General features: G+C 71.3%; 10 protein-coding genes. 4 read left to right on the forward strand and 6 right to left on the reverse strand.

Annotated elements, in window-relative coordinates; genetic code table 11:
- Positions 1-79: 79 nt before the first annotated feature.
- Positions 80-1,753, reverse strand: coding sequence for a CTP synthase (locus OG892_RS07565; protein WP_073739283.1), 1,674 nt, complete (start codon positions 1,751-1,753; stop codon positions 80-82).
- Positions 1,754-2,160: 407 nt separating this feature from the next.
- Here OG892_RS07565 and OG892_RS07570 point away from each other — a divergent pair, with 407 nt between their 5' ends.
- Together OG892_RS07570 and OG892_RS07575 are read left to right on the forward strand one after the other, a co-directional pair.
- Positions 2,161-3,960, forward strand: coding sequence for a glycoside hydrolase family 15 protein (locus tag OG892_RS07570; protein ID WP_073739371.1), 1,800 nt, complete (start codon positions 2,161-2,163; stop codon positions 3,958-3,960).
- 461 nt (positions 3,961-4,421) lie between these two features.
- Positions 4,422-4,709 carry a hypothetical protein gene (locus OG892_RS07575; protein WP_371628746.1) on the forward strand — a complete coding sequence of 96 codons (288 nt, stop codon included), beginning with the start codon at positions 4,422-4,424 and terminating at the stop codon, positions 4,707-4,709.
- 286 nt (positions 4,710-4,995) lie between these two features.
- On the opposite strand, the gene OG892_RS07580 is transcribed toward OG892_RS07575, so the two are convergent.
- Genes OG892_RS07580 through OG892_RS07590 form a run of 3 tightly spaced genes read right to left on the reverse strand, consistent with a single transcriptional unit; the run spans position 4,996 to position 7,336 of the window.
- A complete protein-coding gene (locus tag OG892_RS07580; protein WP_242436906.1) occupies positions 4,996-5,910 on the reverse strand; it encodes an NADP-dependent oxidoreductase in 915 nt (304 codons plus the stop codon).
- Positions 5,907-6,368: a cupin domain-containing protein gene (locus OG892_RS07585; protein ID WP_024494953.1), complete on the reverse strand. Its 462-nt coding sequence runs from the start codon at positions 6,366-6,368 to the stop codon at positions 5,907-5,909. Before OG892_RS07585 ends, OG892_RS07580 begins: the two co-directional genes overlap by 4 nt.
- A gap of 14 nt (positions 6,369-6,382) precedes the next feature.
- Entirely contained in the window at positions 6,383-7,336 is a 954-nt protein-coding gene (locus tag OG892_RS07590) for a helix-turn-helix domain-containing protein (RefSeq protein WP_371628747.1), read from the reverse strand.
- Positions 7,337-7,428: 92 nt separating this feature from the next.
- Between OG892_RS07590 and OG892_RS07595 the strand changes: the two genes are divergently transcribed.
- A complete protein-coding gene (locus OG892_RS07595; RefSeq protein WP_371628748.1) occupies positions 7,429-7,605 on the forward strand; it encodes a hypothetical protein in 177 nt (58 codons plus the stop codon).
- A gap of 271 nt (positions 7,606-7,876) precedes the next feature.
- Here the strand turns inward: OG892_RS07595 and OG892_RS07600 are convergent, their stop codons facing one another.
- Positions 7,877-8,734: a sulfurtransferase gene (locus OG892_RS07600; protein ID WP_371628749.1), complete on the reverse strand. Its 858-nt coding sequence runs from the start codon at positions 8,732-8,734 to the stop codon at positions 7,877-7,879.
- A 173-nt stretch (positions 8,735-8,907) separates the two neighbouring features.
- Here OG892_RS07600 and OG892_RS07605 point away from each other — a divergent pair, with 173 nt between their 5' ends.
- A complete protein-coding gene (locus OG892_RS07605) occupies positions 8,908-10,533 on the forward strand; it encodes a PucR family transcriptional regulator (protein WP_073739927.1) in 1,626 nt (541 codons plus the stop codon).
- Positions 10,534-10,621: 88 nt separating this feature from the next.
- On the opposite strand, the gene OG892_RS07610 is transcribed toward OG892_RS07605, so the two are convergent.
- Entirely contained in the window at positions 10,622-11,719 is a 1,098-nt protein-coding gene (locus OG892_RS07610) for a glycosyltransferase family 4 protein (protein ID WP_328867561.1), read from the reverse strand.
- Positions 11,720-11,915: the final 196 nt, after the last annotated feature.

Raw genomic sequence — 11,915 nt, forward strand, 5'->3', positions numbered from 1 at the left:
CCCACAAAAAACAGTGACCGGGGTACCCGTCCTCGAAGGACGCGTACCCCGGTCAACCGTAACGCCTGCGGAGGTGCCGTTACTTGCTCGGCGCGGCTTCCGTGGTGCTGCCCGTCTTGCGCGCGACGGCCGCCTTCACCAGGCCCGCGAACAGGGGGTGCGGGCGGGTCGGGCGGGAGCGCAGCTCCGGGTGCGCCTGGGTGGCGACCAGGTAGGGGTGGACCTCGCGCGGGTACTCGACGTACTCGACGAGCTTGTTGTCCGGGGAGGTGCCGGAGAAGACCAGACCGGCCTTCTTCTCCAGCTCGGCGCGGTAGGTGTTGTTGACCTCGTAGCGGTGGCGGTGGCGCTCCTCCACGTACGGCTGGCCGTCGTACGCCTCACGGACCAGCGAGCCCTCGGCGAGCTTCGCCGGGTAGAGGCCGAGCCGCATGGTGCCGCCGAGGTCGCCCGCGCCCTCGACGAACGCCAGCTGCTCCTCCATCGTGGAGATGACGGGGTGGCCGGTGGCGGCGTCGAACTCGGTGGAGTTGGCGTCGGGGATCTCCGCGAGGTTGCGCGCGGCCTCGATCACGATGCACTGGAGGCCGAGGCAGAGGCCGAGCAGCGGCACCTTGTTCTCACGGGCGTACTGGATGGCGCCGACCTTGCCGATCACACCGCGCTCGCCGAAGCCGCCGGGGATGCAGATGGCGTCGACGTCACCGAGCTGCGTCCTGGCGCCCGCCGGGGTCTTGCAGTCGTCGGAGGCGACCCACTTGACCTTGACGCGGGCCTTGTTGGCGAAGCCGCCGGCCCGGATGGCCTCGGTGACCGAGAGGTAGGCGTCGGGGAGGTCGATGTACTTGCCGACCAGGGCGACGGTGACCTCGTGGTCGGGGTTGTGGACGCGGTCCAGCAGATCCCCCCAGGTCGTCCAGTCGACGTCCCGGAACGGCAGGTCGAGCTTGCGCACGACATAGGCGTCCAGGCCCTCGGAGTGCAGCACCTTGGGGATGTCGTAGATCGACTTGGCGTCGGGGCAGGCCACCACGGCGGCCTCGTCGACGTCGCACATCAGTGAGATCTTGCGCTTGATCGCGGTCGGCACCTCGCGGTCGGCCCGCAGCACGATCGCGTCCGGCTGGATACCGATGTTGCGCAGCGCCGCCACCGAGTGCTGGGTCGGCTTGGTCTTCAGCTCGCCGGACGGGCCGATGTAGGGCAGCAGCGAGATGTGCACGACGAAGACGTTGTCCCGGCCCACCTCGTGGCGGACCTGGCGGACGGTCTCCAGGAACGGCAGCGACTCGATGTCGCCGACCGTGCCGCCGACCTCGGTGATGACGACGTCCACGTCGTCGGTGGCCATGCGGCGGATGCGGTGCTTGATCTCGTTGGTGATGTGCGGGATGACCTGCACGGTGTCACCGAGGTATTCGCCTCGCCGCTCCTTGGCGATGACCTGCGAGTACACCTGGCCTGTAGTGACGTTGGCGGAGCCGTCCAAGTCAACGTCGAGGAAGCGCTCGTAGTGTCCGATGTCCAGGTCGGTCTCGGCGCCGTCGTTGGTGACGAACACCTCACCGTGCTGGAAGGGGTTCATCGTGCCCGGGTCGACGTTCAGGTACGGGTCGAGCTTCTGCATGGTGACCCGAAGGCCGCGCGCCTTGAGCAGGGCACCGAGGCTGGAGGCAGTCAGACCCTTGCCGAGGGAAGAGGCGACACCCCCGGTGACGAAGATGTGCTTGGTCGTCGTGGATGTGGGCTGCATAGCCAAAGGGGGCTCCCGTGGTCGCGATCGTGAGGTGCGTACCGGCTTTGCCGTCCGGAGATTCCGGAGGCGCCGTCGCTGCGGTTCGGGGGCCTCGTCTGCTGTTGCCAGACGACCACCGGTCCACGGGCTACCAGGGTATCAGCGACCAGGGGAGCCTGCTTCCGGCCACTCCGGGCACAGTCACCACACATGTTCCCCGCATGTCTCTCACGCCCCACCCGTTCGGCTCATCTCTCTTGCCGGGACCGTCGCGCGGATCACCCAGGTGCGTCGTATCCTGCTCGGACACTCGCTCCGGGCGAGGTATGAACGCGCAGATTCCCCCACCTCAACCCCTAGCAACGACCTCTTGACCCGCAGTAAGGGCCCTACGGGGCGACATGGCCGTTCGACTGGAGATGCACGTGGCCGGGCGCATCGAGGATTACGCACTCATCGGAGACATGCAGACCGCTGCCCTGGTCTGCCGGGACGGTACAGCCGACTGGCTGTGCCTGCCCCGCTTCGATTCACACGCCGTGTTCGCCGGCCTTCTGGGCACCGAGGAGCACGGCTTCTGGCGCCTCGGGCCCCGCGCCGAGGGCGAACAGCCGCTCCCGGCCGACCGGCGCCGATACCGCGGGGACTCACTGATCCTCGAATCGGAGTGGGACACGCCGCGCGGCACGGTCCGGGTGACCGACTTCATGCCGCCGCGTGACGGTGCCCCGCAGCTGATCAGGATCGTGGAGGGCGTCAGCGGCCGGGTGCCGATGCGCTCGGAGCTGCGCATGCGGTTCAGCTACGGGCGGGTCACCCCGTGGGTGCACAAGGTGGACGGCCGCACGGTCGCCGTCGCGGGCCCCGACTCGGTCTGGCTGGACACCACGGCCGAGACGTTCGGCGAGAACCTCACGACGTACTCGGACTTCACCGTCGCCCCGGGTGACCGGATCGCGTTCACGATCAGCTGGCAGCCCTCGCACCGCGAACCGCCCGCGCTCCCGGACCCGGAGGGTTCGCTGGAGGCGACCGCGGACTTCTGGCGCGAGTGGGTCGAGCAGTGTACGTACCACGGCCCCTACCGCGAGGCCGTGGTCCGCTCGCTGATCACGCTCAAGGCCCTGACCTACGCCCCGACCGGCGGCATCGTCGCCGCGCCCACCACCTCGCTGCCCGAGGACATCGGCGGCTCCCGCAACTGGGACTACCGGTACACCTGGCTGCGCGACGCCGCGATCACGCTGTCCTCGCTGCTGCGCACCGGCTACCGCGAGGAGGCCCGTGCCTGGCGCGAGTGGCTCCTCAGGGCGGTCGCGGGCGACCCCGAGAACCTGCAGATCATGTACGGGATCGCGGGCGAACGGGAGCTGGGCGAGGCCGAGCTGGAGTGGCTGCCGGGTTACGAGCAGTCGGGCCCGGTCCGGGTCGGCAACGGCGCCGCGGGCCAGCTCCAGCTGGACGTGTACGGCGAGGTCACCGAGGCCCTGCACCTCGCGCACATGACCGGCCTGACCCGCAACGACTACGCCACCGGGCTCCAGCTCAAGCTGATCGAGTACCTGGAGAAGCACTGGGAGGAGCCGGACGAGGGCATCTGGGAGGTGCGCGGGCCGCGTCGGCACTTCGTGCACTCCAAGGTGATGGCCTGGGTGGCGGTCGACCGGACGATCAAACTGATCGAGGCCGGGGACGCGGAAGGGCCGCTGGAGAAGTGGCGCGATCTGCGCGACGACATCCACCGCGACGTCTGCGAACGCGGGTACGACAAGGAGCGCAACACCTTCACCCAGTCGTACGGGTCGAAGGAGCTGGACGCCTCCCTCCTGCTGATCCCCCAGATGGGATTCCTGCCGCCCGACGACAAGCGGGTCATCGGCACGATCGAGGCGATCCAGCGGGAGCTGTCCACGGAGGACGGCTTCGTGCTCCGCTACCCCACGACCGGCGGGGACGCCGGTGTGGACGGTCTGGAGGGCGACGAGGGCGCGTTCCTGGCGTGCTCGTTCTGGCTGGCCGACGACCTGGCGATGATCGGCCGGGTCGACGAGGCCCGCCAGCTCTTCGAACGGCTGCTGTCCCTGCGCAACGACCTGGGCCTGCTGGCCGAGGAGTGGGACTCCCGGCTGCAGCGCCAGGTGGGGAACTTCCCGCAGGCCTTCAGCCACGTGCCGCTGATCGACACGGCACTGCGGCTGACGGCGAGCGGGGCGTACGTGGGCTGACGGTCCTGTGGGATCCCAGATCCCGTGTCCTCGTCCCAGCGGTGGTGTCCACCGCGTGGCCAATAGGACAGGGGGCTGGGATTCATGCTCCGTGAGCCCCTCTTTGTGTACAGGACCGCCCCGGTCGGCGTCTGCGTACGCGGCCGGGGCAGGACCTCGGCGTCCGGCGGCCAGTGGGGCCGCCTCGGAACGCGCGGGGTTGATGGTCCGATGGGTACAGCGGTGGCCACGCCGGTACGGCTGAGTGTCCGGCGTGGTGACGAGTCCGTGGTGGAGGACCTGGAGTGGCCATCGGTGCCGCTCGGGCTGCTGCGGCAGGCCCGGCCGTGGCGGACGTTCCGCTGGTTCAAGGGGCAGCAGCACTATTCGGGCACGTATTGGTCGGCGACCGTGGGCGATCATCTGATCTACGAGTCGCGGCTGGAGCTGGGGCGGCTGTTGTCGCCGGCTTCGCTCCCGAGGTGCGGCAAATCGTCGCCCAGCCGTTCCTGCTCAAGGCCGGCGTTGATGGCAAGGTCCGCAAGCACATCCCGGACTATCTGCTGCTGACGGATGACGGTCCGGTGGTCGTGGACGTCAAGCCGCGGCACCGACTTGAGAAGCCGGAAGTCGCTTTCACCTTCGCCGGGACGCAGGAGGCCGTGACTTCGCGCGGATGGCAGTACGAGGTGTGGAGCGAGCCGGATCCGCACGTGCTGGAAAACGTGGATCAGCTCGGCGCGATCGCAAGTCAGCAGCTCGCGCAGTGACATCCTGGCCAGCCGGTCGCGCCCGTCCTTGAGGACGACCTCACGATAGGTCGGGCCCGTCTGCCGCCGATGACGAGGACCTCGCGGCCCGCACGGCCCTGATCACGAGAGTTGGAAGACTGCGTCGCGAGATCGGACACCCACTTCTCACTCGTACAACCACGGCATCACCGATGAAACTGACCCAGATCGGTGAAGCCGTAGTCGCTGCGATCCACGCCACGGGGCCACGGAACCAAGGATGGCTGCGTGCCGACCTACGGGACAGCCCTTAGCTCGGCCCGGCTCAGCTTCCGGCCATGGCGATGACCAGTTTGCCGCCCTTCGGGCGCTGCTCGCGCTCCAGCTCCGTCAGGGCGGGAATCGCCTCGGCCAACGGGACCGTACGGGCGATGGGCAGGCGCAGGGTCCGGGCCACCTCCTCCAGGTCGGCGGTCACCGGCCGGCCCATCATCGCCCGGAACGGGCCGGGCAGTGCGCTTCTGATCATTTTGGCCGGGGTCGGGACGATGTCGACGATGGTTCCGCCGGGCTTCAGCAGCGTTCGGGCCGCAGCGAAGGGAAGCATGCCGGGCGTGTCGAGGACGAGATCGAACCGTTCCGCGAGGGCGGCCGGGTCGAAGCCGAAACCCACGACCGGCTCGACGCCGAGCTCGTGGGCCTCGTCGGCCGCAGGGTTGCGGCAACTGCCGGCGACCGAGGCTCCCCGCGCCCGGGCGAACTGGACGGCGGCCCGGCCCACCCCGCCCAGGCACCCGTTGACGAAGACCGCCTGCCCGGGACGGACCTCCGCCGTGGCCTGGTAGGCGGTCACGCCCACGGTCGGCAGCGCGGCGGCCTGCTCGTACGAAAGGTCCACCGGTTTGAGCACGACCGCCTTCTCCGGGACCGTCACCATCTCGGCGAACGCCCCCGCCTGCCGGAAACGAGCCCCGCCGAGTACCGCGTCGCCGGCCTTCAAGCGGGTGACGCCGGCGCCGACCGCCTCGACGACTCCGGCGAAGTCGTGCCCCATCGCCCGGGGAAAGGAGCGACCGGTCATCAACTTCATCTCGCCGTTGCGCATCTTCCAGTCCAGCGCGTTGGAAGCCGCCGCTCGGACGCGGACGAGAACCTCATCCGGACCCGGGCGTGGTGGCTCGAACTCAGCGAGCCGCATCACCTCCGGGCCGCCGTAGCAGTCGTATTGAAGGCGCTTCACGAGGCGTATTCGTTCGAGATCTCGGTGGCGTAATTCTTCCAGAGCGGTTGCATGGTCTCGGCGTTGACCGGCTGCCCGGAATCGATCATGGCCTTGAAGTCGCGGAAGTACTGCACATACAGGTCCGGCGTGAAGGTGTTCAGCATGACCGCGTTCTCGTCGCCGACGTTGGCGAACGTGTGCGGCGCCCCGGTCGGCACGATGACCCAGGTGCCCGGCCCTGCGTCGTATTGGTCCTCGCCGACGGTGAACCGGAAAGTTCCCGCCAGCACGTAGAAGCCCTCGTCATGCTGGGCGTGGCGATGCTGCAACGGGCTCGGGGTGCCCGGCGGAATGGTGACCTCGGCGAACCCCAGCCGGTGGTCGGTGTGCTCGCCGTTCTCCAGGATGCGGATCTGCTGCGCCCCGCTGCCGAGGATCTCGCCCTCACCGGGGCGGACGATGTTTACCTTCGCCACGACTTCTCCTATTGCTATTGCCTGCCTTGGTCACCACCATCCTTGTCCGGGCCGGCTGTGCGCGTCTTGGTCGTCTGTGCACGGTTGCTGGTTACCAGTGCACGGGCGTTGTAGCCGTACGTCGCCTTGAAGAGCTTGCTGAAATGGGTGGGATCGGGGAATCCCCACCGGGCGGCCACGGCGGTGACCGTACGTCCGCTTCCGGTCAGCTCGGCCCGGCAGCGCTCCAGGCGGCGACGGCGGATCAGGGCCGCGACGGTGAGCGGCTGGTCCTCGAACAGCTTGTGCAGCCGGCGTACGGATATGTTGTGGGTGGCGGCGATGCCAGGCGGGGACAGATCGGGATCGGCCAGCCGGGTCTCGATGTAGCCGGCGATCCGGCTCCGCAGCCACTCGTCCGCGGCCGGTTGTTCGTCGCCGAGCCGGGCCTCCAGTGCGACCGCGATCAGCTCGACGACGGCCGCCGCCGACCGCAGCGCCTCCGCCTCGCGGAACTCGGTCGCCGACCACGCCGACTGCCGGGCCAGCACGGAGACGAGAGCGCCCGGGCCGTGGCTGCCGTCGATGCGTACGCCGATGAGCCGGTCGATCTGCGCGGGCCGGATCCGAAGCTCCCGGCGCGGAACCAGGATGGTGACGTGCGCCGAGGCGGTGCTCTCGAACCGGAGCGTACGCGTGGGATCGAGCAGTACCAGGTCGGTCGGCCCGAGTTCGGCGTCGCCGCGCCCTTGCTCGATCCGCGTCCGGCCCCGGGTCATCACCTTGACCGCCAGGTTCTCGCCGTCGGAGGCGTCGCGCTCCCGCCCGATGCAGGCGCTCTCGGGCGTGTCGAGGGAGACCAGCCGCAGCGGCCCGAGGTCACGGGTGGCGATCCTGCCCCGGAAGCCGGCCCCAGCCAGCTTGTTGATCAGCGGCGGAAACCCGCTGGCGGCCAGTTCGTCCTGGAACGACTCAAGGTTGCCGGTCACCGGTCAATGATAACGGCGACGCTTCTGCTCAGGCACGGTGTTCGGCGGGGGGTTACAGCGGCGCCGGCCCGCATCTGCTCTACCAGGCTCTGGTGCGCGCGGTGGACCGCTACACCGGCCGCAACGTCGTCGAGCGCTGCTTCAATCGACTCAAACAGTTCCGCGCGATCGCCACCCGCCACTCCAAACGCGTCACCTGCTACCGCTCAGAAATCATCATCGCCGCCATCGTGTTATGGCTGCGTGCCGACCTACAGGACACGCCCTAAGGGCTGGCCTCATCTAGAGGTTCAAGGTCAATGACCAGCGGCTGCGGCGTCACGGGCCGAGGCCCGCCGACTGGAGCCGCCATCAGTGAGCGGCCGTTGGCTCTTCCGTTCGCTGAGGAAAATGACACGAAAGCGGGACTGTGTCACTGACACGACCGCAGAATCCGGCCTGAAAGTGCAAGTCACTGCAGTTCCAGAGGACACGGCTCACCGGAACCTACAGGTCCGGACCGCGGCGCGCCCCGTCGGGGGCTCGCCGCACCGGTGCCGTTCAGCCGCCCGTGACGACCGGGCGGTTCTCCGAGGGCAGTCCCCATTCGCTCCAGGAGCCGTCGTAGACCGCGGACTCCCCGCGGCCGGCCAGGGTGGCGGCCAGCGCGGGCACACAGGCGGTGACGCCCGATCCGCAGCTGAACAGCAGTCGGCCCCGGCCCGGGGCGAGTGCCTCGAACAGGGCCCGCAGCTCGGCCGCCGGGCGCATCCGGCCCTCCTGCTGGACCTCGGTGAAGGGCAGGTTCACCGCCCCGGGCATATGGCCGCCGCGCAGCCCCTGGCGTGGTTCGGGCGCCGTGCCGCCGAAGCGCTCCCGGGACCGGGCGTCGAACACGACGGCCGCCGGATCGGTGAGCGCGGCCGCCACCTCGTCGGCGTCCACGAACATCCCGGGGCGCGGCGTCGCCGTGAAGTCCCCGCGCGCGGGGAGGCCGTCGGGGGCGCCCTCCCGGGTCGGCAGTCCGGCCGCCGTCCAGCCGGGCAGCCCGCCGTCGAGCACCGCCACCCGGTCGAGGCCCATCGCCCGGAGCATCCACCAGGCCCGTGCGGCGGAGTAGAGGCCCACCGCGTCGTAGACCACGACCGTGTCGCCGTCGTGGAGGCCGAGCGCGCGCATCTCCTCGGTGAACCGGGCCGCGTCGGGCATGGTGTGCGGCAGCGGTCCGCCGGGCTCGGACAGTGCGCCGTCTAGGTCGAAGGGGCGGGCCCCGGGGATCCGTACGGGGGCTTCCCGGTGGGCGCCGACCGAGGCGTCGAAGACCCGCAGTCCGGGCCGGCCGAGCCGGGCGGCGAGCCAGTCCGGGCCCACGAGCGGGCCCGGCGGGCCGTCCTCGCGGGCAGGTGCCGCGTCGTCCATGGGTCCTCCCCCGTGCCGGTGCCGAAGGGTCAAGATCGCAGCGGGGCCCCAGCCTGTCAACGGCCCGCCGCCCCGGCGGTGCCTCCGGCGCTCCGGGCCGGTACCTTCCTGACCAGGGCGTCGGCAAGTGTGCGCGCCCGGTCCGAACGAAGCGAAGCGCGAGGCCCTAGTCCATGGAGACCCAAGGCGGCATCACCGTGCAGCGTGCCCTGGAGCTGCCAGGACTGCGCGGCGGGCTCCCCGAGGTGGTGTCCGGCGCCGACCGGCTCAGCCGTACGGTGCGCTGGGTGCACGCGGGCGAGGTCCCCAACATCGCCTCGCTGCTCAAGGGCGGCGAGCTGCTCCTGACCACCGGTCTGGGGCTCGGTACCCGCCCGGCCGAGCAGCGCGCGTTCGTCCGCAGGCTCGCCGACCGGGGCATCGCCGCCCTGGTGGTCGAGCTCGGTCCGCGATTCAGCAGGCTGCCCGCCTCGATAGTGGACGCCGCCCGCGCCGCCGGGCTGCCGCTGGTCCAGCTGCACCGCGAGGTGCCGTTCGTGACGGTGACCGAGGAGGTCCACACCGAGATCGTCAACGGTCACTACGCGCTGCTCCAGCAGGCCGAGGAGGTCCACCGGCGCTGCACCCAGGCGCTGCTCGGCGGCGGCGGAGTGCCCCAGGTGCTGGGCATCCTGGCGGACTTCACCGCGAACCCGGTGTTCCTGGAGACGGCCGACGGCCAGCTCCTGTACGCGGCCGGTACCGAGTCCGGGCCGGTCTCCGCCGATCCGCTCCAGGTCTGGGACGGGATGCGCGGCGGCCGGGCTGCCCGCGAGTCGCCGCCCGTCGGCGCGGTGCTGGCGGATGTGCCGGGCGGCGGTCCGGGAACCGGTTCGGTACGGGCCAGGCTGGTGCTGCTGGCCGTGGACGGTCCGCTGGTGACGGTGCACCGGATGGCGGCGGAACGCGCGGCGGGCCTGCTCGCCGTGGTGCTGATGCAGGCCCGGCAGGAGGAGGAGCTCGCGGCGCGCGGCCGAGGCGACTTCCTCACCGATCTGGCGGAGGGCCGGATCGCCCCGGAGGACGCCCCGGCCCAGGCCCGGGTGCTGGGCTTCAAGCCGGGCGAGATGCCGGTGCTGCCCGTGGTGATGCGGCTGGCCCCCGAGCTGTCCCCGTCCGGCAACTGGGCGCTGCTGGCCCGCGCGGTCCTGGAGGAGCTGTCCTCCGTGGGGGTGCCGGTCCTGCTCGGGGTGCGGCCGGTGGAGGGCCGGGTGCCGCTGCTGCTGGCGCTGCGGACCGAGACGGAGCGTACGGCGGTGGCCGACCGGGTCGCCGCGGCGCTGCGGGCCGGAGTGGAGCGGGCCGGGCTCGAACGGGCGGGTTCCCATCCCCCGGTCGTGGTCGTCGGGGTGGCGGGCAGCTGGGCGACCGTCGGCGCGGGGCTCCGGCACGCGGCGGAGACGGCCACGGCCGCACAGGGGCTCGGCGACCGGCCCTGGTACGACGCCCGGCGCCTCGATATCGATCTGCTGCTCTGGCGGCTGCGGGACCACCCGGATCTGGCGGCGTTCGTCGAGCGGGCGATCGGCCCGCTGCGCGATCACGACCGCACCTCGCGCCCGCCGCTGCTGCCCACCCTTGAGACCTACCTCGCGCACGCGGGCCGCAAGGCGGAGACGGCGCGCGAGCTGCATCTGAACCGGCAGACGCTCTACAACCGGCTCGCTCGTATCGGTGAACTTCTCGGCACCGATCTGGACGACCCGCAGGCGGTCCTGGCCCTGAGCCTGGCCCTGCGCGCCCGCCGCCACACGGTCTGAGATCCGGACCGCCCACGCCCGCCGCCACACGGCCCGAGCACCGGACCACACGCCACCGGCTCAACGGTCCGAACCGCAAGCCACCGGCTCAGCGGTTCCGGGCCACCGCCAGCGGCTGCGCCAACTCGTCGTACACGCTCAGCACTTGGGCGATCGTGTCGTCCTCGGTCGGCCAGCTCGCAGCCTGCGCGATCCCCGCGGCGGCCAGCCGGTCCCGTTCCGCCGGGTCCCCGAGCAGCCGGGCCACCGCGCGGGCGAGCGCCTCCGCGTTCCCGTACGGCACGAGTTCCGCGGCCTCACCCACGAGTTCGGGCACTCCGCCGACCGAGGTGGCCACCAGCGGCACGCCGATCCGCAGCGCGTCCTGGGCCAGCAGCGAGCGGGCCTCCCAGCGGCTGGGCAGCACGGCCAGGTCGGCGGCGGCCAGCAGCTCGGCGACATCGGTCCTGCTGCCGATCAGCGCGACGGGCAGGTCCTCGGCCTTGATCCGCCGCTGCAGAGCCGCCCGCTCGCGCCCCTCGCCCGCGATGACCAGCAGGGGTACGGTGTCGAGCCGCCGCCACGCGCGCGCCGCGTCGAGCAGCGTGCCGAACCCGTGATGCGGCACCAGGCTGCCGACCGCCACGATCAACGGCCGTTCCACGGCGCCGAGTTCGGCCCGCACCTTGTCGTCGGACAGTGTGGCGGGGATCAGCGGCGGCGGAGTGGCGACGGGCGCGAGCCGGGCGTCGCGCGCACCGCGCCGACGGGCCCGGTCGACCAGGTCGGAGGAGGCGCCGAGCACAACGGCCGCCGCGCGGGCGGCCCTTCGCTCCAGCAGGTGCAGCAGCCGGCGGCGGGCGCCCTCGGCGTGGGACCGGGTGTGCCAGGTGACGACCAGCGGGACGCGGCGGCCGCCGAGCGCCAGGGCGGCCCGTACGGCGGCGTGCAGTCCGTGCGCGTGGACCACGTCCGCACCCGCGCAGGCACCCCGCAGCGCGGCGACGGCGGCGGGATCACTGCGCCTGGGTACGGGCGCGAAGTGCGCCCCGGTCGCGGAGAAGTCGTAGGTGCGGTCCAGCCCCGCGGGCGCGCAGACCGTGACCTGCACGCCTCGCGCGACGAGTCCGGCGGCCAGCGAGCCGACATGGGCGCTGCTTCCCGCACTGCCTCCGCCCAGCACTTGGACCGTACGCAGCTGTGACACGTTGAATGGCTCCCGGGGCTGCCGAGTCGGCGGTGTGTACACCGCCAAGGATGCCAGTCCGTACGCACGTTCCGGCACGACGGGACCGTAACTCCGGTGCGCACCGGAACAAACCGGGCGTGGCGTACCACTCGCACGGGTGAAGATCGCGGGGCTGCGACGCCGGGATCGGCGCCCAGGACCCCGCGACCCGCCG

The sequence above is a fragment of the Streptomyces sp. NBC_00341 genome, from assembly GCF_041435055.1.
Lineage (GTDB): Bacteria > Actinomycetota > Actinomycetes > Streptomycetales > Streptomycetaceae > Streptomyces.